Genomic DNA, 24,850 nt, shown 5'->3' on the forward strand with positions numbered 1-24,850 from the left:
TGCGCTCGCCGGCTGTCAGACCACGGGATCGACGAGCAACGATGCAGCCGTGGATGCTGAAACTTCGCATTCCGACCGGCTGGTGAAGCTCGCCGGCGACATCGAATCGCGAGGCGAGCACGACACTGCCATCGCACTTTACGCACGCGCTGCGGCAATGCCAGAAGCGAGCGTTGCGGCCCTCGTCAAAGCCGGCGATGCCTATCTTCGTTCCGGCTATGTGGACGAGGCGATGGCCCAGTACAAAGCGGCGCTCGTCAAGTCGCCTAACGACGGTCAGGCGATGCTTGGCCTCGGCTCTGCGCTGATTGAATCGGGGGATCTGAATGCCGGTATGCGCGCGCTCAGCGAAGCGGCCCCCATTGTCAATACCAGCCGCGCCTACAATCGGCTAGGCGTAGCGCAGACCATGGCGGGGCTGACCCAGGACGCGCAGAGCACGTTCACTACCGCGCTCAAGCTGGAGCCTGACGATCTGGACCTTCAGACCAATATGGCGCTTGCGGCAGCGCTCGAGGGCAATGCTTCTGTAGCCTTGCCGATCGCGCACCGCGTGGCTGCGTCGGGCAAGGCGCAGCTGAGGCACAAAAACAACATCGTCATCGTGTATGGCCTGCTCGGCAACGACGATTATGTGAAGTCCTCCCCACCGACCGGCCTGTCGTCAAAGGAAATAGCTTCCCTCCTGGCAAGATGCAGAGAGATCCGAGCAAAGGGCAGTATCAAGGCAAAAGCGGCTGCGCTGGGATCAATGGCGGCCTGACCCGCAGCAGATTTCCGGGGGTTTTCCATTACGCTGATTTGCCAGCGTTCGCGTTTGTTTCCGGCTTATCTGTGGGGTTTCTGTGGTGTGACGTAGGCCGGTTCGCGTTCCGTTCGTCGATCCTAACAACGTTCTTCGGCGCCTTGGCGATGGCCCGCTTGGACGTGATCTTCTCAGCCGCGTCGGACTGGAAGTCGGGATGATGATGGCCGTAGGTTTCGATCAGCGTCTCGGTCGTCATGCCGAGGAAGCCCGCGGCTTCCCACACGTCCGCACCCGCCTGCATCAACCAGGTCGCGGCGGTGTGACGGAAGATATGCGGCGTCACCTCGTCGCCCAAGCCAGCCGCTTTGCGGGCATTGCGGAAGGCCTTCTTGATCGACTGGACCGGTTCCCCGTTCCACTCGACGACAAAGTCCTGCGATATCTTGCGGCCGATGTTTTTACTCTTCCCGCGTGCCTGCGTCTTGATCTCCAGATCGGTGTCGCGCCAGCGGCGCATGTGCGCGAGAAGCCGTGACGGAAGCCGCACCGGAGGCTGACGCTTCTTGGTTCTCCTTGCGCCGTCGGCGCGCCGGAAAAATACGCCGCGTTCGAGATCGACATAGCCGCAGCCTTCGGTCGGGCGGATGGCAGCTCCGCATATGGCTGCCGATCTCGTGCCGGTGTAGAGCGCGACAAGCATCCAGCGCGCGACGTGACGGCCGGTCTTGCGACCGCTGGGATTGCCTTTCCATGTCTGCTTCATGCGCCATGCGGCCCAGAGCAGCCGGGCGGCCTCCGATCGCGTCAGCCAACGCTCGCGTGATTCAGACTTCTCCGGCAGCACGATCACGGGCGAGGCTACCGTGTAGCCTTCCTTCCGATAATGATTGATCGCTGATCGGAGATCCTCGAGTTGGCGGCGAGCATACGCCGGCGTCGACTGCTTCGCGACAAATTTGCGGCACAGATCGCCGTTGATGTCGGAGAGATATTTGCCCGCGAAGAAATCGAGCACGAAGCCGAGCCGCGTGGCGGTGTCGGCCGGGCTAGCGTGTTTCGGAGCGATGTCTTGTAAATAGACGTTGATTACGTCTGCGATCAGGATCTCATCGAGACTGCGTCCCCGTTCGCGCTGAGGCTTGTACTTGTCAGTGATATAGGAAGCGAGCGCCTTTTCAGCGCGTTTACGGTCTGTCTCGCTGCCGCCAACGCTAATGAACTTCTGTCCGTCGCGGATGAACCATCCGGCCCGGTTGCGCAGCGAACCATCGGCTTTTCTGCTTTCCGGTCGCCAGACGAGGCGAGCTCCCTTGGAGATACGCGACATAGTTCCCTCATTGCTGCGATGGCCGACAAGGTTGTGTATTCCTTGCCTGCGATCAACTCCGTCACCAGACGCCCTTTATCGCGCTCCTTACGCAAGCCTGCTGCGCCCATTGACCCATCCGGAAACGCAATTTTGGCAGCCACGCAGAGGCGAAGCGGTGCATCCGGACTGATTGTGAAGGGCAGGGTGTGGGCATCGTTCTTCATGTTTGAGCTTATAGCGAGATTTCGGCCAGGCACTCGAAAATCCCAAAAAAAATCTAGTCACCCGCCAAACGAGCTGATCGCTGCGGTTCGGCAGCTCGGCTTAGGTCGGCTAAACGCAACAAGATGTTTCGCCGTGACCCCTCGCAAGACCCCCATCAATCGATCGCTACAACTCGAGATCACACAGCGCATCGACGCTGCAGGATTGAAGGATGGAGCAAAATGAAAAGGACTGCGGGCAAGCCTCACGCCGACACGAGGCTCGTGAAATTTCTGGAAAAACGTATTCTCGAGCTCAGGCCGAGAATGACTCAGGTGGAGATCGCCGCTGAGGCAGGTTTTCCCTCCACCAATATGTTGGCAATGGTGAAGGCTGGCACATGCAAGCTGCCACTCGACCGTGTGCCCGCATTGGCCAAGGCACTCGAATGCGATCCGGCGCGGCTGTTCATGCTCGCCGTGGAGCAGCAGGATAGTGCGCTTGCCCTGGTCGTCAGGGAGATATTCGGCACTGCTGTCACGAAGAACGAGGTCGACTGGCTGGAGGAGATCAGATCTGCGTCGGATCACATCGACCCCAGCCTGACGACGAAGGCGAAGAAGGCGATCCGGGGGTTGTTCGGCAAATGACCACGGAGACAGAACACCTTGCCAGCGATCGTCCGTGGGACCGCCCCATTTCGGCCAATGAGAGACTCTGGATCGAGGTAATCAGGCTGGCGACTTGGGACAGCGATCCGCCGCCGACGCTCAAGCGCGTCCAGCAGTTGCGACGAGTATTTGAAGATTTGCGCCGCTCTGGTCCGTTTGCAAAGTTCGATAAACATGACGACTAAGCGGGAAACCAGGCGCATCGCCGTCCTCATAGACGCCGAGAACGTCCCGGCGAGCACGATTGGCCGCGTCATCTGCGAGGTCGCGGAAAGGTTCGGAAGCCCCGTCCTGAGGCGGGCATACGGCGACTTCAATGGTCCGCAGGCCGCCGTCTGGGAAGAAGTCTTTGCCCGACAGGCCATCGTGCCGCACCATCAGTTCGCCTACGGCCGGGGCAAGAACTCGGCCGATATCGCGCTGGTCATCGACGCGATGGATCTCGTTCACAGCGGCGACTATGACGGTTTCTGCATCGTGTCGTCGGACAGCGATTTCATGCGCCTGGCGATCCGCATCCGCGAGCAGAACCTGGACTGCTATGTTTTCGGCAGTCACAAGACGCCAGAGCGGTTCAAGCGCGCTTGCACCCGCTTCGTTCATCTCGAGAACCTGAAGTTCGACGCACACAACGCCGCCTCGCACGCGAAGATGAAGCCATTGCGTCCGATCAGCGACGCCAAGCAGATCATCAGAACCAGCATGACCAGCCTCGCCGTCGAGCCGGGGAGTTGGGTGCTGCTCGACCATCTCGAGCGCGAGCTCGAACGCCAGAGAAATGACTTCGATCCGAGGACATATGGACATCTCCGCTTGCGGGACTTGCTCATTGCCCTCGGACGTCCGGTAATCGTCGATGCACCGCGCGACGGAGAGGCCCAGGTCCGGTTGATCACCAAGAAGAGAAAGGCAAAACCGATGGCGACGAGGGATAAAGTGCAGGTAGTGCTTCACGATGCCGGGCTCGATGACACGGACGTCGAATTAGGAACCGGGGAACTCGTGTCTTGATGGACCCAGCCGTCTGCCGCGCGGCTGGCTTGTCAGACCTGTGCGCCATCCTGGTGACGACGGGCCGTGTCTTTACCGTTGTGTAGCCGGGTGGAACCGGCGGTTAGGAACCAAGGGACTTTTGTCCCGAGAAACTGGCAGCGAACCATGGGAGGTTCGAGCGGGGCGAGATCGAAGTCCTAGAAACCCCGCTGACGACCATCCGGATGCGTTTTGGCGCCCCACACATCGGCCGAAGATCCGCCCATGCCGAACTCAGTCCTTGTTACGCAAAGGCCGCGGCCACCGGGCCGGACGGGTCGACGAAGCGGTCCATCGAAGATCGGCCGGAACCTAACGCACCGAAGCAATGTCGACGTTTGCAACGCGGTGCATCACGAGCTGATGTTCGGTGGAGTCGAGGAAGGTCTGCTCGCTCGCCAAATCCAGACGTTCTCGAGGCTCATTCGTGCAACGGTTGGAGTTCCCGCGTATTTGCCCTCCCGAACGCAGGGACTGCCCATCGTCCAGAATCTCGCTGCGCCTGTTCGAACATGCTTGCAGATCATCCAGCCGGAGTGAGGGCAAGATTAGACCGATTCCGTGTGTGTTGGATTGGCCCTAAACAGTCCAGGCATTGCCGGTATCCCGGCGGCGCTTGGGAAAATCTTGGCCAATGCTCGGTCAGGAAGACGCAGGTGTTCCGTCAGAATGGCTCGTATGATCGATCGCGCGTCGGTCGTAGCAGCCAGGTCTGTCCCGCCTTGAAGCCGGTCGGGAGCAAGTCCGGGCCAGCGATTCCCGATCCGACCACCCGCGACGGCGCCGCCCATCAGAAATGTAACGCTGGCGGTCCCGTGTTCGGTGCCGCCGTCGGCGTTAAGCGCTACCGAGCGGCCAAACTCGGTGACCACCAGGACCGCCGTCCTCTTCCAGGCAGGCCCGGACGCCTTGGCAAATGTGACGAGGCCGCGCGCCAGCGCATCCAACGCCCGCGCCAGCCGTCCGGCTTGCGCTCCCTGCGCGACATGAGTATCGAAGCCGGCCAATTCAAGCATCGCGATACGCGGGCCGCCCGCCGCCGATAGGACCAGAGCGCCGTTCCCGGCCGCTTCGGCAATGCGGGCGGCGTCGGCTACGCCGCGTTGTCCAAGAAGGTCATCGCGATCGTCCCCGCCGGCCAGGCATGCGCCCTCGGCACAGAGGCGGGCGATGTCGAGTCGCGGATTGGCCAGCACAAGATCAGCCAGCATGTCCATTGACCGGTCGGCCGGTGCCGCCCTCCACACCGCGTGCTGCCTGCTCGACAGCACGGATGAAGCCCGGTCGAGCCATCCGGCGCTGCCACTGTCGATATCGCCATCGAACAGCGCGACCTGGGCAGCCGCATGGGACCGGTCCGCATCTGGAACGGCCGTCGCGGGCACGATCAGCAACTCGCCGGACTGGTAGTATGGAAGCAATGCTCCCAACGCCGGGTGCAGGGCGAAGAGCCCGTCGAGCTTGAGGGCAGCAGCAACATCGGCACTGTCAAAAGGCGCGAGGGGGCCGCGTGCCGAGGCAAAATTAGGATCCCCATGCGGTGGCAGGGCGGCAAGGGCATCGAGCCCGCCGCGTAGATGGACGACGAGCAGGCGCGGTTCGTTGCCGGGCGCGATGGATTCCGCGGCCCTGGCTAAAGGCACGCTGCCGAAGACAGGCGCCAGAATAAGCCCTTGCAGGGCGGCTCTTCGGGTCAGTTGCATATTGGATGAGCCGCATCGGTGAGGTCTGGGTTGCCCGGCGCGTTGTATACGACGCGGTCAACATTCTGGTTGTTGGGGAGGCGTCCCGCCTTGATCGCTACCGTACTCACTGTCGCCTTGCGCGCAAGCAGCCCCGCCAGCGCCGGCGCTGCGAAAGATGTTCCCGAACAGACGTTGCTCCTGAGCTTTGCTGCGCCTTGGCTCTTCCATAGCGTCATTACGCCGACTCCCGGCGCTGCATACAATGCGCCGAACGCCCCTCCACGCCATAGCGTATCACACCAGGCATTGTTGACCCCCGCGCAAGGCCCTGAACCTGTCGTCGCAACAAATGTGCTCTCGGAAGCCGACACGCTGTATATGCCACCTGTGGCCAGCGAACCGTAAGGCGCTGCGTTTGCAGGGAAGTAAGACTGCACCCAAGCGCCAACATCGTTTTCTAGAGCGTTCCCCGCGGCAATGACGATGTGCATTCCGCGATCAGCCATTTCATAAAGGTACGAGTCAAACGTCCTGAGGTCCTCGATATCTTCGTCGCTTCTTGCGCTCTCCAAGAACTCCGCGCCCCAGCTCAAGTTTACAATGTCGCCGGAGTTTGCAATGGCGCGCACATACATGATTGCGAGGAGAGGACCACCAAAGAGCCTGGTCTTGTTTCTTTTGAAGGCCCTGACGATCTTGAGCCGGGCGCCAGGGGCGACGCCAAGCAGGCCTACATCGCGGCCACGTTTTCCGCCGATGATGCCCGCAACCGCGGTGCCGTGACCCGACTCATCCCGCGGGTTCGCTGCTGGCTGGCAGGGGCTAGAGACGCAATCAATGATCTCTTCAACATCCAGCAGACCTTCGGACACCACAAGCGGATCGACGCCGCTGTCGATTATCCAAACAGTCGGAAGAGTTCCTGTAATCGGCGTCTGCGGCCGGATCACCCTGCAGACGCTGGGCGGAACAATATCGGTAGGCCACGCTTCCAAGCGCTCCCGCTGCTCGCACATCCCGTCAGCGAACAGATTTACCTCCAAAGAATCGCGCTCCTCGTACCCCTTAGAGCGAAGCTCTTCGATCTCTCTTTCGGTAAATGTTCCCGTGACCATGCTGACGCCGAGATCAGGCAAGTCAACCGCCCCTAGCTTGCCCTTACCGACAATTTCCTTGTTCAGTGCGTCGATGTCCTCTTGAAACACTGCCGCCTGGGCAATATCCACGACGAAAGTCTTCTCGACCTCAAGATTCGAGTCAGAAGTCTCTTCGCTAAAGGCCTTCTGACCGACAATAACGACTGAGGTTAACAGACTTCCGATCATAAGGATACGAAGCCGGTCAAGTATCATGGCGCCCCCCTTCAGAAGTGCGGCTGACCCTTCAATTCAGGATGCTCTCATTGTTTCGATCTGTCCATGAAAACTTTCTGGATACCGCATAAGGTTTCGCTCTGCTTGCGGCAAACATCAAAGCCGTTTAGTCTACCTCCCGATCTCGGATTGAGGAACGTTGGCCGTGCCCAAAGCAAAGTTGAATTCAGGCAGACAGGCCCAGGAGATCGGAGCTGCAATTATAGGGGCTTGGCTCAAGGCTTTGCCGCCTTCGATTGCCGCCAACATCACGGCAATGAACGCGATCAACCCACTAACGATCACTGTCAACACCAATATGTTCGCCTCGAGCAACGTGATTTCGCTTCGCAATAGCCAGAACGAGGTCACGAGGGACGTTTTGGTTGGCACCGTCACCGCGACGTCTCCCACCAGCCAGAGATTCACAATTCTCCAGGCCAATGGAAACCCACTTCGCTACCCGCGTCGGGCGCCAACTATGCAAGGAGGCGCGGTAGCAACCGCTACTCCCCTTATTGGACTACATGACGATCTGACGGTGGTGCTTCAAGAAGTCATCAAGGAGCGCGTAAATCTGGTTTTTGATCAGCCCGGAGAAATAAACATTGTAGTTCCGACGCTACCAAATGACGTGCTCACCCGAGACGACCTGATAAAGTATCTCCGCGATTATCACCGATACGGCCAGGGCCGGCATTATCACGACGAGCTTGCCACGGCCGTCCTCTTCGGGTGCAGGTGACAGCGACAGCCCATTTCTCTATTCCGGCAATCCCGCGCCCCGCATGCCGTTAAGCAGCGTGTTGCGGTCTCCGTCCAGCTTGTAAGGTTCCTTGGTAGCGAATCGCAGCGCGGAGAATTCCGGTGCGCCTCGCATAACCAGGGACGCATAGGTCTCCGCCTCCGCACTTCGCCCAAGCAGGGCGTTTGAGGCGGCCAGATAGACCGTGACCCACGTTGGCATTGTGGACGAGCGGCCCAGATCGACAAGCGCCTGATCGGGACGGTGGGCAATAAAATGGGCAAGGCCGCGGAACGGCCAATACCACGAAGGTTCGTAGAGGGGATCGAGCACTCGCGCCCGTTCGAACCAGCCCAAGGCACTTTGGGGCTCGCCGGCAAATGTTTGATATGTTCCCTGATAGGAGACTTGCTCCGGATCGTGCGGATTGAGGTCGAGCGCGCGCGTGTATAGCTGGGATGCCACCTCGAAGTCACGACGGTGGAGGAGCACCCAGCCCAGTATGTTCAGGCAGACTGGATCGTTGGGTGAAAGCGCCACCGCCTTCTTGGCGATGTCATATGCCTCGGCAAGCACCGCATCCGACGGCCCCATGTCGCGGAACCATTCGAGCTGTTTATAGTGGGCGAGCTTGGCGTACGCGCGCCCGTAGGATGGATCGAGCTCGATCGCCCGCTCGTACCATTGTCGGGCCTCCGTTTCGGCCGCGATGTCGCCCAGGGGCAGGGCATTGCCCCGAAGCACGCACTCGTAGGCCGCGAGATTGGCAGGTGGTTTACGCCGCGCCTTCTCAGCGCCTGCGGCCGTAAGACGGCCGATGACGGTTCCGACGATCTTTCCGATCAGTTCGTCCTGGACCTCGAAAACGTCCTGCTCGTCCCCGTCGTAATGCTCGGCCCACAAGCACTCACCCGAGGTTGCGTCGACCAGCTCGCAAGAAATGCGCATTCGCCGGCCCATGCGGCGGATGCCGCCTTCGATGACAAAATCCACGCCGTTATCCGCGACCAGTGCGAGCTCGACATCCTTGAGCCGCGTCGACGTGTAATGGGACGCAACCGTGAGCTGAGTAAAGCGCGTCAGTTCCGTGACGACGTCTTCGGTGAAGCCGTCGCTGAAGTACGGTTGGACATCGCCCGCGCTCTTGAACGGGCGAACGAGGATGGAGGGCTTGCTCGGTTGTGCAGTCGATGCAGGTGGCAGCCCTTTGGGCTTGTGGAACAACGAGTATACGGGAACCGGGCGTGGAATGTTCTTGAGATGCTGTTCACCGCAATACTCAAACGGAAGATGAATTTTGTCGCGAACTTCGTCGTGCACCTTTCCGGAAAGGCAGATGCCGCCTGGGCTGGCGAACTGTTCCAGGCGCGCGGCTATGTTGACGCCATCTCCGAAAACATCGCCATCAGTATCGACAATGATGTCACCGAAGTTGATCCCAATCCGGAGAAAAATTTCCTGGCTGGCCTTCCCCGCAGAGTGGACGCCGAGCAGTTCCTGGACTTCCACTGCCGACCGCACGGCTCCGACAGCGCTTGGGAACTCGGCGAGCATCCCGTCTCCGGTCGTTCTCACCACCCGCCCCCGGTGGTGGGTGATCCTGGGCTCTATTTGGTCCCGCATGAGATGCTTCACGAGGGCGAAGGTGCGTTCCTCGTCCCGGGCCATTAGCGACGAGTAACCGACCACGTCAGCAGCCAGGATAGCCGTCAGACGTCGCTGAAGATTGCTGTCTCCCGCGTTCATTCTACCCCTCGGCGGGTTATATGCTCGACGTTGGCTGCTTGACGACATCAAAGCGCCTCGCAGAGTTTGCATCATACTTCAGTGCGTGTCAGCGTGCGAATGAGCAATTTGTGCCGATAGTGCATAGGATCGAACATTGAGGGCGTTGCTTGGGTGAAGGGTCCATCATGCCGGAGCGGCAGGCGTTCGAGGCTGGGGCCGGCGGATCAAGCCTAGTTTACGGCCCCATCGTGATCACCGATCCCACGCTCGGTTGCCCGATCACGGTCGCGGCCGGTCCCGTACGAGGGGCCAAACCTCCTCGTTTCGCGTCAGGGTGGGGCAACACCATTCAGGAGGCGGCAACCGCCTGCGGATACGAGGCCGATGAAACCTATTTCGCCCAGATGATCCCTCATGAGCGGCTCTCACATGCCCGCGCCGGCGAATTGCGCGGGCACGTGATCGAGCCGCCTGCACTCACACTTTTCAGCGATGCGCAGTATGGCGAGCGGATGCACTGGAACGAAAACGTCGATGATAGCCGCGCGGTCCCGATTCGCTGGCGCAGGTCGCAGCCGCTGGACTGGATCCGGAGCGATCCACGCTTTAGCACGAGCGAGGCCTGGCTGCCTGCGGGATTGTGCTTTCTCGGGTTTCCTAACGACGAGTCATCAGGCCTGCCCCCGGCGGACTCCAATGGTCTTGCGAGGGGGTCGAGTATAGAGGACGCGGTCGTGCGCGGCTTCTTGGAAGTCGTGGAACGCGATGCAACAGCCATATGGTGGTACCATCAGCTGGTTCTGCCTCTGATAGACCTGACTTCGCTGGCGGATGGGCTGGCGTCCCAATACGCCGATTGGCTGCAGACGCAGAGCCGGGAATTGCGCCTGCTGAACCTGAAGCTCGACCTGCCCATCCCCGTTGTCGCCGCGATCTCCCATGATGTCGGCGGGCGGGCGATGGCGTTTGGCCTCGCGGCCGGCCGATCCACCTCGGAGGCGGCACGACGGGCTGTGGGTGAACTTGCAGAATGTGAGGCGAACCTTGCGCTCCTGAAACGGACGGCCGTTCTGTCCGGCACCGCGGGTTTTACCATGGGGGCACTGCAACTCTACCGGTGGCATCTGGAAGTGGACATTCACCAGTATCCACACCTGTTGGGCGGCGCGACCGTTCCGGCCTCGCCTGACGAGTTGCGACTCGACTGGTGCTCTTGTCTCGACACCTGCCGGAAGCGGGACCTTGAGCTCCTCGTGGTCGACCTGACGCGCGACCGCAAATCACCTGTCGCACGCGTGTTTGTGCCTGGCCTTCGTCATACGAAACCCAGGTTCGCCGCCGGGAGGCTCTACGATGTTCCGGTTCGCATGGGGTTGAAGCCGTCATTGTCCCAGCCCAGCTTCGAAACACTCTTTCCATTATGATGCCTAAGCTGCGTCATGCTGAGAGCCAGGAAAGAGGCTTTCATGCCCGGAGCCGCGACCTTTAAGAGGGGACCGGCGGGTTGAGACAGTTTGGCAGCTTGCTCCGGTGAACTTGGTCCTTGAAGCCCGCCGATTCACGTAATTTCCCGCATAGCGTGTCCTTATCGTGGATCATCCTTGGATCTGTCGATTCACAATGCCCGTGTCGCGAATCCGGGGCCACTTCTGAAGGCGCGCTCGGCGGTGGACCCAAATGGACAGGTCGCGGCAACGTTAACATCGACGTTAACATTGATCGGTCTTGGGCATCGCTGCGTTAACGCGATTGTTTCGTCATCTTAGCAAATAGCCGATTTTCGTAACCCATATTTAACACAGAGTTGACGTTGGAGACGTGAATTCGTGTTTTTGCCTTCAGGTTAACTTCTGCTGAACCTTCGCATTTCAGGGACTTACGTGCAATTGAAAGGACCGACTGGTCGGCAGTAGCACTGGTCGCAAAAATCCGTTTCGTTCCATCGAAAAGCAATTCGAGCTCTGCTGCATCAGCCCTCATGCCTAGCCCTGGAAAGCGAGCGGAATCCTTGGACAGCCTGGGAGAATATATATTATCCGAGACCTCTGAGGGCGCTTCGCTGTGCTCGACCGAGTGTGTTCTCTTCGGACGGGTGCTGCTGGCACGGCGACCCGGATGCACTCCATTGCTGAGGCCCACGCGGTCGATCGACGTGCACTTGCCCATGGTGCGGAATATCCGTTAGGAGATCGGCCGATCCGCCAATGCGACAGATTTGACAGGTGGCAGCGCGAACAGGCGAATCTTCCGCCTCTCCGCCAGATTCGTAGAGACTCTACAAACACGCATTGGCTTATGGCGCGGCTGACTTCAGAGTCGTAGAGACTCTACGCGATCAAACGTTTCGATTCTTATCCAGCCATTTCTCGAGCGCCCTGGCGAGTTCTGGCGCGATCCGTGTGGGTCCCCGCTTACTGCCAATGGCCCGCCACAGCGACGTATTAGAGGGCTCCGGGCCGAGTTCCCGCATAACATCAGTTTCCGAAAGTCCTTGCTTGGCCATGATTTCAAGAATGCGCTTTTTGGCCCAGTCGAGTACATACCGATCGGGCGTGACCGCTGGTCTTGGGCGAGCCGCGACCGGGGAGGGCTTTCCGGCAGCACTTCGCAATCCGGCAATGAATTGCTTTCGCTCCGTCGGGCTTGCCCGCTTCCAGGCACGCTGGAGAGCTTCCAGGCCGCTGGGTGACTTGATCAGGCCGGCTGCTTTCGCTGCTGCATTGATGGTTCCGAATTTGCCGGCCAGGAAATCGGCATAGATGGCCGGAAACTCGTTGCGGAGGCGGCGCTCGAAATAAGCTCGATCACGTTTTTGAGGCTTTGGCATAGCAGGCTGGCAGGCAGTGGGTGAGTCGCGATATTGGAGCCGCCCGGGCCGCTCCGCAACAGAATGCCTCCTCTCGCAGTCGCTTTGCGGCCGGGTGGCGCGGGCCAGGCGAGGGACAGCTCGAGATTTGCCAAGGAGGTGATGACACTCCTTGCCTGCCGCGCCGCTGGCCTGGGAACGCCTCTCTGTTTAGCCAACTTGTGGGGCATGTTGAGCTAAGCCCGGTAGAGAGGCATTTGTTCTCGCCGCTGTTCTGATATCTCCGGACCCTTTCGCGCTCGCTGGCGACCCGTTTACGGCCGTTTCTGTGCAGAGGGTTATCCTATCGCCGGCAACGTTCGTTCAAGGCGCCCGGTAGGCGGCAGGGTCTCTTCACACCCATGGCTGGAGCGGCCTGCACAGACTTCACCGGAGCAGGGTTTGGGACCCCTCAACACCTTCTCCGGGAGAAATGTACAGAAATGCTCGAGCGAGCGTAGGCATACGAGCGCGCGAAGCGCGCGAGTAAGCCGGAGCGGAGCTCGGCCGAGCCGAAGGCGAGGCTTGTGCGGCGTCACGCTTTTCCGGATTTGTTTTTTATTTTGTTCTTTATAGTAATAAATAAGAGGGAAAAGCGTGACGTCTGTTTCCGCGGCGATGGGGGTGCGAACTGGGTGCAAAAGCGTGACCAGCGCCCCTTGCATCCGGAAAAGCGTGATTATAACCTCGGAATACAACGAGCATCCTCCATGTCGAACCTGAATATCCGAACCCAGCCCCTTACCGACGACGAAATGGAAGCGCACGCGCGCCGAAACCTCGAGCGACTCGAACAGGGGCACGATCCTGTACGAGCGGAGATCAGCAGAGGCGGCGATGGCAGAGCTGGCTTGGATCAGGCCTTGCGCGAGCTTGACCTGTTGGATGTCACCACCGAGCCCGCGCCGGTCGAGGAGACGTCGCTGAGCGACTCCGAATACCACCTGCTAGAGCAGCTCGAACGGGAAGAAGAAAGCGCCACCGCCCGGAATGCAATGCGCGAGCTCATTCGCGAAGCCCTTCCGAGATACCGGATTCACGACCCGAATTACTACGCGAAGAAGCGGAAGGCCGATCGTGATGAATATGCGGCCAAAGTCGGCCGTCCGGTCCGCCCGTATCGCCATCTCTCCGACATGACCCCGGAACAAAAGGCAGCTCACAAGCGCGAGCAGAACCGAATTCGACAGGCAAACAGGCGCGCGAGAGAACAGACCTGAGGGTTTGAGACTTACCACGGTTGTAGCCAAGCGCACGGTGGGGATTAGCGGACCAAGCACGGCCGAGAGGTCAACGATCTCGACCGCGCCGGAAAGAAGCTGGCTGGCGAATTCGCCGACGCTTCTGCGCATCGATGATTCCTGCTCCCCTTGCCGATGGCGTCTCGCGGCAGATGCCGCGGGGCTGCGTCGTCGAGCTACCGCTGAAATTTTTTCCTTCTTGCAAAGAGGCGGCATCGTTCTCGCTATAAAGGGGCCTGTTGGAAGACATCCTTCCAATCCCCGAATGATGGAGAACAAATGTGAGCGTCGTAAAATCTAAGCAAATTGAAACGAAAACAAATGAACGTGAAGGCGACCCATTGGAAGCAAGCGGCTTGGACGATGTCTTGGTTGATGTCGCTAATATTTTAGCCGTTGATGCCAAAGGCGTCGATGATGACGAAGACCTCTACTACGAGCGCGCTGTGACCATCGAAGTTCCTGACGACGCTGCGGATATTCACGACATCTCGTACATTTCTGTGCCAATCCGCGATGTCCTGACGTGGTTCGCCGAAAACAATCCGGAGGTGGCCGAAAGGGTTCTCCAACTCCGGGATGATTTCTTCGCCGGCGATCGCGAGCAAGACTACGGCCACTACGTTAGCCCGTCGACCAGGCGGTTCATGACGCCGGAAGAGCGGGCGGTGGCAAGAGTGGCACGGTCGAAAGGGCGCGAGGCGAGGGCGGCACAGCGGGCTGCACTCGAAGCCGATTCAGAGGCCTATGACGAAGCCGAGCGCATGATGTGGCGTCCGTTCAAGAAAGAGAGGGAGGCACTTGAGAGGGAAAGGGAAGCCCACTGGGAAAGGGCGGCCGCTCTTGACGCTGAATGGGAAGACTTCGCCCTCGAGCGTGAAACTTGGGATAATGACAGGCAGACCCGCGAAGAAGCAAGACGTGCCGAGCTTCAGGCGAAAACGGATGCTCTGTGTGCGGATCAGGAAGCGTGGTGCGAGCGCTGGGCTGAACTGGGGCAGAAAGCGTATGTCAGCCAGCAGCGGGAGGACTGATGATGGAGACCTCTCCTGCTTCAAAATCCAAAAGACGAGTAAAGCCCCGCCGGGAATCATGGACGACGCTTCGCAGGTTCCGCTGTCCTGAAAAAAACGAGCGGTTTCTGATCACGTGGAGGCTGGACCAGGCTGTGAACAACCATCGCGGCGACGGACGGTTCGCGTTTGGTTGTGACGAGCGCATTTATTTACCCGAGGAGGTGTTTAACGCGCTCGTCATCAAGCTTGAGCAGGTAGACCTGCCGTTCGATCGCTATTTGCTTTGGTGCGAGCATGGCACGCAGAGCTGCGACACCGAAATTTCGTCCACGCTTTCGCCAGTGCGGCTTGCGTGATGATCGTGCAGATCGCGTCGAGGAGGCACTGCTGGCGATCGAGCCGTTCCCTTCCAAAAAGCCAATTGACCGCTTTCAGATTGAAAAGGTCCTGGCGGACGTAGGCTACATTTGGGCGGCCTACAGAAGGGCCGACCACGGAGGATGCGAGTAGAAAGCTTCGGCATTCTTCTCGCACAACAGTGCAGGCGGATGGCGAGAGAGCTCTTGCTGGCCAGACCATCCGTCCATCGTTGTGCCGCGTAACAGACTGCGGCGCCGCACTTCTCAATCACTTCCCTCCCGCACAGTTTGAACGGCATGCGAGTCCTCCGGGAATGGCTGCAACAGTTCTCTCTCGGTCTTGGTCAGATGTATCCAGGCCGACCAGTCCTCCGGGCCGCAGAACGACGACCTGCCGGTTGTGGATTGGGGCGACGTCGGGTCCAGGCTCGGTGGTTAGCTAGCATGGTGAAGGCGGGAGGCTGATTGCCTGCCCCTTCGCGCCAGAGACCGGCGATAGCCATAAAGGAAGCGCCGTTCAGAGTGAACTGGTGTTTCGCCTTTGGGTATTTCTTGCCGGTGAACTCGAAGAAGGCTGACGCAGGAATCAGACAGCGATTGCTGCTGCGAAGCTGCCGCCCTCCGACCGGAAGTTGAATGCCAGCCCGGCATGTGGCGACGGGCGGAAGCCAAATTTCAGATTCGCTCGACGCAACGGATTCACCTGCACACTAAGAGCAGCCACCATCCCCGCCTTGTCAAAGGTGCGGAATATTGCCCGTCGCAATCGTCCGCGACGGCGATGCAGCTTACTGCCCGAGCGGCGAAGACAGTACGGATTGGTTCAAAACCATAGCTTCGCAATTAGAGTATCCACTAAGAAAGCCACGGAAATACAGTGCAACGAAAAGCCTGCCCTATTATCGATAAGTCCTGTCGAAAAATCGCCGACAGTAATGGTAGGCAAGTCGATCTTGGTAGCTTATAATGTTGTCTTGAACTGTTACAATTTGACACGTTTCTGTCCCGCCGTTAGCGGGTCCTCGTAGTCCACGTCCGACCATTTGCATGTACCTTACTGGGCTGAAAACAGGGCGTGAGATCAAAATCAGATCCGCTTTCGGTGCGTCGAAACCCGTCGTGAGCACACTATGGTTGCACATTACGCGCAACTCTTCTGAACGAAACCGCCGGACAAAGTGCTGACGCGCCAGTCGATCCGTCTCTCCACTTACCGCCGCTGCGGGGCAGCCAGCGAGATGGAGGCGCGCGGCAAGATACTGCGCGTGCGCCACCGAGTTTGCGAAAAGCAGGATCGATCTGGCAGGACTTTTGAGTATAGCGTCTACTATGAGCTGATTTCGCGCGGGATCGGCCCCGATCCGCGTGATAAGATCTTCCGGTAATTCGCCATATTGATCGAAGTGGCGGACATCGCTGTCCGACAGTGCAATTGGCTTGTTATACTCGATCGGGGAATATTTCAGGTCGGCAAGAACCCCTTGACCGCGCAACTTACGATGCAAGGTTCCTTGATCCGACGGAAACCAGCGCCGGTCGAAGCGGGCCGCGAGACGCGCCGACTCGTCATCATCATGTCCGCGCCAAGGCGTGGCGCTGAGACCGATGACAGGGGGCTCTGTTTCTCGGGATGTTTCACTTCCGGTTTGTACGTCCAACCATCGAAGCAGCTTGCTGTAACTGGGAGCAATCGCGTGGTGGCACTCGTCGATGAGGACCACGCCTGGTTCCGCCAGCCAGTCCAGTCGGGAAAAGTCAAATCGAGCATTCAGCGTCTGAATGCTTGCGACAACAACGACGGGCTCATCCGCTTCGGGAGGCGAGGGATTTTTTTGTCCTCCCCAAAGCCGAACGATGCGCAAGTCCTGGCCAGGCGTGCCCACGTTTACCCACAACTGCCGAAAGCATTGAACTGCCTGTTCGCAAAGTTCATCCGTCTGTGCGATCCATAATGCCGTGCGGCGAGCGTCGGCGTTCAACACAAGGCGCACCACGGCCTCGGCGGCGACCCTAGTCTTGCCGCCGCCTGTCGGCAGACTGACGACCGCCCGCCGGCGTCCCTTGCTTGAGTTGAAGAGTTCGCGAATGCCTTCGAAAATCTCGTTCTGGAAATCGTGCAGGGGAGGCAGATCCAGCGGGCCGCTTACCGTCAGCTCCGCTTCGCGCTTGGCTCTGCTGCTGGCCGCGAACTCGGTCGGAAAGCCCGTTTCAAGAACGAACAGGCGGGCAGGTTCGCCACCCCAGCGCGACGGTGGATCGAGTCCTTCCGCAGCAAGAGCATCTTGAAGCCGCGCAAGTACTGTCGGACCGTAAACCGCCAAAGCCAGCTCAGCATATTCGAGGGCCGCCAATTTACGCGCGCCCATTGCCGGGAGTACTGCGAGCGGCAGAATCCCCCGGAGAGGCTGCGAGGATCCGCCCACCGCTTCGAGCAGACGTTCGGCAACTGTAGCGGCTTCGCGGACTCGCTTGCGCGCCTCCAAGGTCCGTCCGTCCACCATTTTCGTCAAAAGCTCGTCAGCCTCGCCTTCGATCAAACCGGCCCTCTGCAGTAAGCGGAGGATCGTTTCGAAGCGATCCCGCCAACTTAATGACATGAAGCGATCGCGGTCGATGAGCGCCAGCCCGGAGAGATCGCGGGCCGCGACAGGTTCGATCTTGCGATGACCGGCAGTCTCGACCAAGCCCTTAACCCACGCAGCATCGGTGCGGCCGAGCTTGGTTTTGCCTGCAATTGCGGATCGTAGTTCTGGAAACATATCCATGATCGGAACTGGCGGACTCAATTGCACCGAAAACGCGACCGCGATGCTGTCCTTCAACATCGTGGCTCCCGCGCCTCTCCATAGCAGCGCAGCTTTTGAGCACAGGAGAACGATCCTGCCATCCTCGTCCTGGCCGCTGAGATGTGCCGGGTCGTCTGTCACAAAGATTTCGCTGACAACGCGCGCTCCGGCGCTAGTGGGAACCCTTTGTGGCGTAAAGCCGTCGTCGGCGGCCTTTTCCCACAGCGCCCGTAGTCGCGCGAACCCGGCCGTTAGTCCCTCGACGCGTTCGGATGCGCGCTTCCACAATTCCCGGCGCTCGTCTTGCGACAGAACGCCGGCGTCCCATTTCATCAATGACGCAAGGTCGGTCGGGTTGGCCATCGTCTCGTGGAAACCGATCACGTCGGAGAACTCAGGCAATCCCGCCTTGGCCAGCACAACCGCAAGTTCCCGGTCGATCGACTTGAGAGGCAGAATACATTCGTTAACAGCGATACGGCCGTATCGGTTCAGCAAGAAAAGCGCCGGGTGTGGCGCAGTGAACTTCTGGTATTTACCTTGCGTCTTATGTCCATAAGTGATCGGCGCATACGCGCCCAATCGCTTTCTCATCTTCTCGATCAAATCAGCGGTCAGCCGGGCGGCCAAGGGCGGCGGCAACGACGGAAGTAGCCGCCAGCCGCTCGGCATTTCCACCCACTCTGGCGCCAGTATGCCAAGTTTCGCTTGCCGAGGGCCACTCGGCATTTTTTTCCACCCCACCCGCTCGACCAGATCTAGATACTGTTCGACATGTTGCTGGTTCAGTCCTCCGGGATCGCCTAATCTGGCTTCGTCGTCGATCGGGAAGATGTCCAGCCAACCGTTTGGCAGACGTGTTTTGTGTCGCTCATGAAAATCCAGATCAAGTAACAGACGCGGATCAAGGTTATGGGCAGTCGACGCTAGTAGGGCGATCAACTCGTTGCGCGAGGACCAGCCGCCAGCGCGGTTTCGGAACGAGATTTCCGCAATAGATCTGTCCTCGAAAAACGCGCGGGCGTGCCGCTCTGGTGCGGTTGCGACGTTGGACCAGAAGTTCGCCCAGCCGCCGTTTGAGCCGGCCGCCGACAGCGAAGAATGCAACAACTTTTCCCAGGAATCCTCTTTCACCTCCAGTATGTCGAGAATCGACGTCAGAACCGTCCGGACGTTCTTGTATTGCAAGAGACCTGGCAGAACGGTCTGATAGCCTGCGGGCGCGCTGTCTTCTGGCCCGATGACAGCCGTGTTCGCGGTTGCGAGACTTCCGCCGGTCACCGGAATAATGGCTGCGGACTTGAGTTGAAAAGCGTGGAGGGTCCGCTGGGCGACAAGCTCTCCGACGAAGGACAGCAAGCGTCGGCCGCCCTCGGCGTCGGCCCTCGCGATGGCTTCGAGCCATTCTCGAATCGTGACCGTCGCGAGCGGAGTCAATTCGCCAGTCGCCTTTTTCGCGACTTCGGCCGCGAACGTGTTGAGCAAGGAGGCCCGATGGCTGTTGGCCTGACAGCTTTGATGGACGAACAGGCCGCGAGCATTCTGGTCGGCAAGTTCAGTCCACGCGGCGAGTGCCTTCCCATCATCGAATGGATGACGCCGCAAGTCCCTGGCACTTCGCAGTCGACCGTCGGCATCCGGGATAATATCTCTTTCGACCACCAGTCGCCACAGCGCGTTGACTAAAGGGGCGGCGATTTCGTCCTGTCGGTCGAGTTTGCGCGGCAAGGCGCTAACGGGCGCGCCGGGATCATCGGCTGTTGAAAGCGCTGGCATGCTGTCAGCAATCAGCCGCGCGGCTTCTGACATGAGCGTTGTGTTCCACTCACCACGCACAAGGTTGGTGCGATCGCTGTTCAGCTTCCAGGGCGCATTCAAAATGCCGGAAGTGAGCGTTGCCGTCTCGGTTGGAAAGAATGCCCAGAATCGGCCTGCCCGCGGAATCGGTGAAAGTGGAACCGCCCACGCTAAAGGCACTTCGTCGCGCGCTTGAATGTGGGTGGCGTCCTCGCGGGCTCCCGGATCACGGATCGCGGCGGTGGTTTCGAATAATTTCCAGCGGGTCTCGTTGCTGCCGTCTCTTACGACAACGTTCTCGCCATCGACGGTTCGGGTTATCTCGCGCCTGGCCCCACCTTCGACATCGAGCGTGAGATGAATGTTCGCAGGGAGAAACAGCACGAACTCCGACGGGAATTTTGTGAATTCCTCCGCCAGCCGCTGAAAGGTCGCGGCCTCCGAAATCGTGGCCGACACGACCGTTGTCGCCCATTCAAGACCCTTCGGATTCGGCCCGTCGATGACTTCGGCGAGCCTCATGCCCGGAGCGCGGGCCGAGGAATCAAGACCCAAGTGGGTCCTGATCCGTACGCGGCAAGCTTCCGGGTCGAAGCGCAGGCCGATTGACCGGCTGACCAGATCAACGCGGCCGCCGAGCTTCAGAAGCGACTTGAAGCCGATGCCGAATCGCCCGATCTGTCCGCCACGTTTCGGGGAACTCCTCGCGTTGAGAAGGGCGACTATCCCATCTTGATCCAGAGGTGCCCCGGTGTTGGCGGCGACAAGCGCGTCTCGTCCTACTTTGACATGTATGCGGCCGGCGCCTTCGCCGCCCTCCAGTATCGCGTCGGCGGCGTTCTGGACGAGTTCGAACAATTGCCGATACGCATAACCGCCGGACAATACGTCGTTCTCAGTCTCATAGTGTTCGGCGGCATCTCGCGGCTGGGCGGAATACGCGCTTAGGCGTGCTTCGCACTCGTTGGCGACAAACTGCGCGAGCGGATTGACAGCACTTGTGCTCACATCCGCCGAAATCGTTGTGTTCAAGACGTTCATTCTTCCCCCCAATGCGAATTGAGTCTATCACTCAGCATACGACTCATACCGTCAACCCAGAGATGATTTGGGCGGCGTCGTTGCTCAGGGTCGGACCTTCCTCGGTGATCAGAAGCTGACCTGGAAACCAGCGCTCGTACCAAGCGCGCTTGCGTTTCCATTCATCGGCGTAGTCGGTGAGGTCCAGACGACCGAGATGTTCCCAAAAGGACGTTCTGCCACGCCAGACTACGGTAAAATCGGGCAGTCTTAGCGTTCCGTCTCCTGCAAAGAGCGGCTGCTCATACAGGAAGGGAATTTCCCGCTCATGGAGCAGGTTGGCGATGATCACCTCGGATTTCGAGCGAAGCATGTCGCCGCTCAGGGCTTCATGGATCTTGCCGGCTTCATACCACCCTCGTCGATCGCTCAGCGCGGCCTTGGCCACGTGGGGCGCGAAAAGCGAGGAATTGATCTGCGGCGTCTGAGCGTTCTCTCGCCGCCGCGCATCGAGCAGGCTGTTGACGTCGCGCTCGATCAGCAGCGTGCAATGGCGGCTGGCGCGCGTGAGAGCCGTGTAGACCAGTTCGGCCGACAGCGGCCGTTTTCCGCTGGCGGGTACGATGACGAAGGTGTGCGCGAACTCGCTGCCCTGCGCTTTGTGAATCGACACGGCGTAGGCGAGTTCCAGGTTTTCTTCCACGCTCTCGCTGCGCTTGTATTTGCCGCCATGCGGCACGTCTTTGCCGTATCCAACGGTAATTCCGGGCTTTCGCGTGAACTGCACGGCAAAGCGCTTGAGACGGGGCCCGTAGCCCGATCTTACGGTTTTCCAGAGATCGCGGCTCTCGAAACCGAAAGCCTGAACCATCCCGATTTCGCCGTTGAAGACTTCCACCTGACGCTTCTCTCGTGTGGAGGCGTCGTACGCCCAAATCGGATTTGATTTTGGCCGGTTTCGATACTGGATCACCTTGTCGGTCAGGGTGATGCCATCGAGCGCGCCGATCTTGGAAACGATGCCTTTCGAGATGCGTGTCTGGCAGGCCTCGTTCAGCGCCTCTACGCCGTGTAGTTCACCCCGGTGCGGGGTCAGTATCTGAAATGCGGTCGGGTCATCTTCGAGCGCCGCCCGCCAGACCTGGTGAGGCGGCCTGCCTTCCTCAGACGACGGTTCCTTCATCTTCGCCTCTACCGCATCGATGAGAAGCGAGGCGAGCTTCGCCGGATCATCCCAGAACAGGACGTCCAGATCGCGGTCGACCGCACCGCCGGCGTGGATTCGTTCGACCAGCAGCTCCTGGTCAGGTCGCGTCGATAAATCGGCGTCGCCATCGGTCTTGTCCTCGTCGTCGACGACGAAAAGCTCCGACAGCGCGATGATCGCGCTTCCCTTGCCCTCGACCTTGTTCAGAAGCTGGCGCAGATTGAGCTTCAGCCGCCCAAGATTGTCAGGGTAGCGCGAAGCGAGCCACTGGATCACATCCGCGAAAACCCTGCCGCGGCCAATGGGCGGAAGTTGTCCCGCGTCACCGACGAGGATCAAGCGGCGGACCTGCTGCCAATCGACCGCACGGAACAACGCAGCGGCGAGCGCCAGATCGAGCATCGACGCCTCGTCGAGCACGAGAGTTCCGACCGAAGCGCGCTTCCCACCATTCCGTTTGAATGTAAGGTTGCCATTCAGCCATCCGTTGGAGGCCAGGAACGAGTGCACCGTTACCGTGTTCACCCCGCTCAGGGATGCCTTCTCGAAAACCTCCCTGGCTCGGTCGGCGGCTTTGCCGGTGGGCGCCAGCACCAAGATATTCGCGCCTTCGCCCTCCGAGCGCCGTACGGCTCGGACAAGGGCTTCGATGACGGTCGTCTTTCCCGTGCCGGCGGGGCCGGTGACGACGGCGAGCGGACAGCGGAAAAGACGTCCGCAGAGTTCCGCCTGTTCGCTCACCGCTTTTCGATAGTCTTCTCCTCCTTTCGTCGCGAGAATCGTTGCATCCTTCCAGATCCATGTCAGCCAATCGGCTTGCGTGACTGGACGGCGCAAGTCGATGTCAGGTCTGGAGGTCAAATCGCCGAGGGTGGCGGCGACCCGGCGTTCGTCCTCGTGGACGGACTTCAGGTAGACGGCCAAATCCGGTTCAATGGCATCGAGCGTCAGAGCACCGGACAGAAATTCCGCGTCGACCTCGAAATAGCGTTCGCTGAACTGAGCCTGCTTCCACGCGGGAAGACGGTCCATACGCTGGGCGATCTCGACGACGAGATCTTTGGCGAAACGAAATGTGTGTTTCGGCTCCGACCATAGGTGCTCCACGCAAAGCGCGCGAAAGCGGCGTTCGTCATTAAACTCCATGCCGGCCAGCGGCTTGCCTCCCACCTCGGGGGACGGCAACACCCCCCGGTCGATCGCGCTCCAGGCGATCCGGCCGCCATCATCCACATCGCAATACATCTCCGACAGCAGATAGGGGTTAGCGACGATCTCGTCGGCCGAGAACGGCAGGCCAGCGGCCGCACGGTCGTCGGACGCAATCGATTTCATGGTTGCAGCCACCAGATCGAAGCGCGGGAGAACGTCGCGAAGAAGCTTGCGAGCGCCGTCGGGGAGTAGTTTCCAGTTACGAGAAATTCGTTTGCGCTCGGTCGCATCCAGGCGGGCGCTCAGGCTGGTTTCGCGGTCGGTCTCGATCGCTTCGAATGCGGCTGCATGGGCAATGTCGTGCCCGTCGCGAAGGCAAAGCGTCTTTACACCGTCGATGAGAACCTCGGCGCCCGCGGCTTCCAACGCCCGCAGCAGTCCTGGATAGAGACCGCGATGCGTCCAGAGATCGGCGATGACCTTCAGCAGCCAAGCCTCGCGAACGCCCCAGTCCTCGCTGGCGTCGCCGATCTGCCGAAGGAAGCGCACTTTTGCCAGAAATTGCTCAAGCAGACCGATCGCTTCGTCGTCCGATACGTGCTTGGACCCGTATTTGCAGAGGAACGGGTTTTCGGGGAAGACCGCGATTTCGGCCAACCGTTCAGGATCGTCGAGATATTTGTGGTAGGGAAGCCGCACGCCTTCTTCCGGATAGGCCGAAGTGATGTCGCGAGCCCACAACATGCCACCGGCATATTTCTTCGCGGTTTCCGGCTTGACGTTGGTGTAGATCAGTTCCTCGCCGACCTTGCGAATGCGGGAAACGCCGATAAGCGCGTAGCGAGGCGCCTCGTCTTCCGAGAGCGGATTGGAATAGTTGGCGTAGTAGAAGATCAGATTGCTTCCGCAATCCTCTTCGATCGGCTGTAGGAATTTCAGCGTCAGCTCGCGGCGCTTGTCGTTGTCGAGGAACCCTTCCGCCTTCACCTCGTCACCATACATCGCCTCGTAGGGCCAGATGCTCACGGTCGACGGCGCAAGCGTCCATTCCCGGCGCTCCAACCCGCCGAAGAAAAAGTCCGGCGGGTTGGAGGCGGCCGGGGCGTCTTCAAGTCCGAACGCGTTGTAGCTGTAGCAGCAGGGCGGAACATAGCCTTCGATCGTGTTTGCCAGCTTGCCGGCATGCCGACGCTCGATGTCTAGTGCGCGCTCCCGGGCGATCACATCGCCGGGAAAGGATTTGCACCCGACACAGTAGGTATTGCGCTCCGGCGCCTTGCAGATGGAGCCGTTCCAGCCGTCATTGTGCCAGGCGAGCCTGGCGGTCACATGTGTCGGCATCGTTGTTCCCCCTTGGTCTCTTCCGACCGGTTGTCGAACCGGCGGCCCCTACCCATGCGCGGCGCCGCGTTGATCGCAGCGCCGCTTGTCACGTCACGCGGTCGCGCGAATGAACGCCTCCGCCCCATCCAGTGCGTTTCTCGCCTTGGACAGCGCCGCCAGCAGAACCGCCGTCTGGCGGCCCGAGAGATACGGCCCCGGCGGCGGCAGGAGCTGCGTCGGCGCAGCCTCCACATCGCCGAAGCGATAACCGGTGGCGATTTCACCGATACGACCGCCATTGACGCCGAACCAGGCGGCGATGTCATGCTGGCGGTCGCCGCGGGCAATCATGCCCTTGACGAGGGCGGCGTCGTCTTCGGTGAGATAGTGGCCGCTCGGTTGCGCACGCTGACCCATGGCATCCTCCTCACGCAGCGGCGCGCTTCAGGAGTTCGGTCTCGAACGCGTCGAGCACGAGCTCGTACGAGCCTTCGTTCTTGGCGATCTTGAGCGGATCGAAGCGGTAGGCGTCGAGGATCACGCGATATTTGCGCACGATCGCGTCCAGGTGCTCGTCGAGAAAGGCCGCCGGCGGCTCCTTCCAGCGGACATGTCCGTTTGCGTCGCGCG

At 59.9% G+C, this 24,850-nt stretch carries 17 protein-coding genes and 2 pseudogenes; 9 read left to right on the forward strand and 10 right to left on the reverse strand.

Annotated elements, in window-relative coordinates:
* Nucleotides 1–82 precede the first annotated feature (82 nt).
* On the forward strand, nucleotides 83–763 hold the full coding sequence (locus MAXJ12_RS27745; protein WP_244421620.1) for a tetratricopeptide repeat protein: 681 nt from the start codon (nucleotides 83–85) through the stop codon (nucleotides 761–763).
* Between the two features lie 28 nt (nucleotides 764–791).
* Here the strand turns inward: MAXJ12_RS27745 and MAXJ12_RS27750 are convergent, their stop codons facing one another.
* Nucleotides 792–2,075 carry a tyrosine-type recombinase/integrase gene (locus tag MAXJ12_RS27750; protein ID WP_008839435.1) on the reverse strand — a complete coding sequence of 428 codons (1,284 nt, stop codon included), beginning with the start codon at nucleotides 2,073–2,075 and terminating at the stop codon, nucleotides 792–794.
* Nucleotides 2,076–2,545: 470 nt separating this feature from the next.
* Here MAXJ12_RS27750 and MAXJ12_RS27755 point away from each other — a divergent pair, with 470 nt between their 5' ends.
* Genes MAXJ12_RS27755 through MAXJ12_RS27765 form a run of 3 tightly spaced genes read left to right on the forward strand, consistent with a single transcriptional unit; the run spans nucleotide 2,546 to nucleotide 3,943 of the window.
* Entirely contained in the window at nucleotides 2,546–2,911 is a 366-nt protein-coding gene (locus MAXJ12_RS27755) for a helix-turn-helix transcriptional regulator (protein ID WP_202946710.1), read from the forward strand.
* Entirely contained in the window at nucleotides 2,908–3,117 is a 210-nt protein-coding gene (locus tag MAXJ12_RS27760) for a hypothetical protein (protein ID WP_008839437.1), read from the forward strand. Before MAXJ12_RS27755 ends, MAXJ12_RS27760 begins: the two co-directional genes overlap by 4 nt.
* Entirely contained in the window at nucleotides 3,107–3,943 is an 837-nt protein-coding gene (locus MAXJ12_RS27765; protein ID WP_008839438.1) for an NYN domain-containing protein, read from the forward strand. Before MAXJ12_RS27760 ends, MAXJ12_RS27765 begins: the two co-directional genes overlap by 11 nt.
* Nucleotides 3,944–4,512: 569 nt before the next feature.
* On the opposite strand, the gene MAXJ12_RS27770 is transcribed toward MAXJ12_RS27765, so the two are convergent.
* Complete coding sequence (locus tag MAXJ12_RS27770) at nucleotides 4,513–5,667, reverse strand: DUF1501 domain-containing protein (RefSeq protein ID WP_008839439.1); 1,155 nt, start codon at nucleotides 5,665–5,667, stop codon at nucleotides 4,513–4,515.
* Nucleotides 5,658–7,001, reverse strand: coding sequence for a S8 family peptidase (locus tag MAXJ12_RS27775; protein ID WP_008839440.1), 1,344 nt, complete (start codon nucleotides 6,999–7,001; stop codon nucleotides 5,658–5,660). Before MAXJ12_RS27775 ends, MAXJ12_RS27770 begins: the two co-directional genes overlap by 10 nt.
* 166 nt (nucleotides 7,002–7,167) lie before the next feature.
* On the opposite strand from MAXJ12_RS27775, the gene MAXJ12_RS37140 reads away from it, so the two are divergent.
* Nucleotides 7,168–7,746 carry a hypothetical protein gene (locus tag MAXJ12_RS37140; protein ID WP_139044065.1) on the forward strand — a complete coding sequence of 193 codons (579 nt, stop codon included), beginning with the start codon at nucleotides 7,168–7,170 and terminating at the stop codon, nucleotides 7,744–7,746.
* A gap of 18 nt (nucleotides 7,747–7,764) precedes the next feature.
* On the opposite strand, the gene MAXJ12_RS27790 is transcribed toward MAXJ12_RS37140, so the two are convergent.
* Nucleotides 7,765–9,492, reverse strand: a complete 1,728-nt coding sequence (locus MAXJ12_RS27790) for an adenylate/guanylate cyclase domain-containing protein (protein ID WP_040588399.1) — start codon at nucleotides 9,490–9,492, stop codon at nucleotides 7,765–7,767.
* Between the two features lie 167 nt (nucleotides 9,493–9,659).
* Here MAXJ12_RS27790 and MAXJ12_RS27795 point away from each other — a divergent pair, with 167 nt between their 5' ends.
* The gene (locus tag MAXJ12_RS27795) at nucleotides 9,660–10,898 is read left to right on the forward strand and encodes a YcaO-like family protein (protein ID WP_008839445.1); all 1,239 of its coding nucleotides are present in this window, start codon (nucleotides 9,660–9,662) and stop codon (nucleotides 10,896–10,898) included.
* Between the two features lie 316 nt (nucleotides 10,899–11,214).
* Here the strand turns inward: MAXJ12_RS27795 and MAXJ12_RS37145 are convergent, their stop codons facing one another.
* Nucleotides 11,215–11,640 (reverse strand): hypothetical protein, encoded by a 426-nt coding sequence (locus tag MAXJ12_RS37145; protein ID WP_139044066.1) that lies wholly within the window; start codon nucleotides 11,638–11,640, stop codon nucleotides 11,215–11,217.
* 1,389 nt (nucleotides 11,641–13,029) lie between these two features.
* Here MAXJ12_RS37145 and MAXJ12_RS37150 point away from each other — a divergent pair.
* The 3 genes from MAXJ12_RS37150 (at nucleotide 13,030) to MAXJ12_RS27820 (ending at nucleotide 14,932) form a co-directional block, all read left to right on the forward strand.
* Nucleotides 13,030–13,539, forward strand: a complete 510-nt coding sequence (locus MAXJ12_RS37150) for a hypothetical protein (protein WP_139044067.1) — start codon at nucleotides 13,030–13,032, stop codon at nucleotides 13,537–13,539.
* Nucleotides 13,540–13,841: 302 nt separating this feature from the next.
* The gene (locus tag MAXJ12_RS27815; protein WP_008839449.1) at nucleotides 13,842–14,594 is read left to right on the forward strand and encodes a hypothetical protein; all 753 of its coding nucleotides are present in this window, start codon (nucleotides 13,842–13,844) and stop codon (nucleotides 14,592–14,594) included.
* Nucleotides 14,594–14,932 carry a hypothetical protein gene (locus tag MAXJ12_RS27820; protein WP_008839450.1) on the forward strand — a complete coding sequence of 113 codons (339 nt, stop codon included), beginning with the start codon at nucleotides 14,594–14,596 and terminating at the stop codon, nucleotides 14,930–14,932. The genes MAXJ12_RS27815 and MAXJ12_RS27820 overlap by 1 nt, the downstream gene beginning before the upstream one ends.
* A 267-nt stretch (nucleotides 14,933–15,199) precedes the next feature.
* Here the strand turns inward: MAXJ12_RS27820 and MAXJ12_RS39255 are convergent.
* From MAXJ12_RS39255 to MAXJ12_RS37860, 5 genes and pseudogenes are all read right to left on the reverse strand, one after another.
* Nucleotides 15,200–15,662: pseudogene (locus tag MAXJ12_RS39255) on the reverse strand (SOS response-associated peptidase family protein).
* A 172-nt stretch (nucleotides 15,663–15,834) separates the two neighbouring features.
* Entirely contained in the window at nucleotides 15,835–20,559 is a 4,725-nt protein-coding gene (locus tag MAXJ12_RS27825; RefSeq protein ID WP_008839451.1) for a DEAD/DEAH box helicase, read from the reverse strand.
* A 43-nt stretch (nucleotides 20,560–20,602) separates the two neighbouring features.
* Nucleotides 20,603–24,238: an ATP-dependent DNA helicase gene (locus MAXJ12_RS27830; protein ID WP_008839452.1), complete on the reverse strand. Its 3,636-nt coding sequence runs from the start codon at nucleotides 24,236–24,238 to the stop codon at nucleotides 20,603–20,605.
* 93 nt (nucleotides 24,239–24,331) lie between these two features.
* A complete protein-coding gene (locus MAXJ12_RS27835) occupies nucleotides 24,332–24,637 on the reverse strand; it encodes a hypothetical protein (protein ID WP_008839453.1) in 306 nt (101 codons plus the stop codon).
* A gap of 10 nt (nucleotides 24,638–24,647) precedes the next feature.
* Nucleotides 24,648–24,850 (reverse strand): annotated as a pseudogene (locus tag MAXJ12_RS37860) (hypothetical protein); the annotation flags it as partial.

Origin of the sequence: Mesorhizobium alhagi CCNWXJ12-2, from assembly GCF_000236565.1 — a bacterium.
GTDB lineage: Bacteria > Pseudomonadota > Alphaproteobacteria > Rhizobiales > Rhizobiaceae > Allomesorhizobium > Allomesorhizobium alhagi.